The sequence below is a fragment of the Rothia sp. HMSC069C10 genome (genome assembly GCF_001812205.1).
In the GTDB taxonomy this organism is placed as follows: Bacteria; Actinomycetota; Actinomycetes; order Actinomycetales; family Micrococcaceae; genus Rothia; species Rothia mucilaginosa.
In genome coordinates this window covers 58740-59457 of sequence record NZ_KV808303.1, presented here as the reverse complement: position 1 = coordinate 59457, position 718 = coordinate 58740, and the positions used below count along the sequence as shown (strand labels likewise).

The following is a 718-nucleotide window of genomic DNA, read 5'->3' as shown; positions in this document are numbered from 1 at the left end:
ACCTATGGCACAAATCCGTAACCCATTACCAAAGACGCTAAGTCATTACTGAATTTTTACCGGCGGCGGGTAACTGGCTGTTTCGATAGGTTAGTGACTTTAATGCGGGTTAAAGACCCGCGGCGAAGACACTAACCTATTGAAAGTTCCCCCGGTCCTCCCTTATGAACGGCGAAAAGCCACATGTGTTTCGAGAAGCCACCAAAGAAGTGGCTTTTCGAAACACATGTGGCTTCTCAGCATAAGACCCACGGGGCTGATTTACATGTCGGGCCAGTCGCGGTGCAACGAATACTCCGTATCCCCATCACCATTATCGTTCAGGTGCCAACGCTGACCGGTACGAATATCGGCCTTGCGCAGACGCGGGTTCGGGTTATCCGGCTTGCCCATAGTCGGATCGTTCTTGCAGCCCCAGCGAGTGTCGTCGTAGCTGCAGTCACCTGCCACGCGTCCCACATCAACCCACCACACACGCACCAGCAACGGGTCACTGGTCGCCTGCGGGGTCACTTCCATCATCTGCCACGGGCCACCATCCACACGGAAACGAGCCGTGTAGTGCACGGTCGCATACGCGTGGAAGTTGCCAGAGCGCTGGTAGGCGTAACTCGTTGCGGTTTCACGCGGGCGTTCACGGGGATAGGTGGTCACGGGCTGACCTGCCGTGTAGTGGGTGTCTGTATCTCCGTTGCCGTACTCGATGACATAGGAGGAG

At 56.1% G+C, this 718-nt stretch carries 1 pseudogene; it reads right to left on the bottom strand.

Annotation, left to right across the window (positions count from 1 at the left end):
• Positions 1–261: 261 nt before the first annotated feature.
• Positions 262–718 (bottom strand): annotated as a pseudogene (locus HMPREF2842_RS06675) (peptide ABC transporter ATPase); the annotation flags it as partial.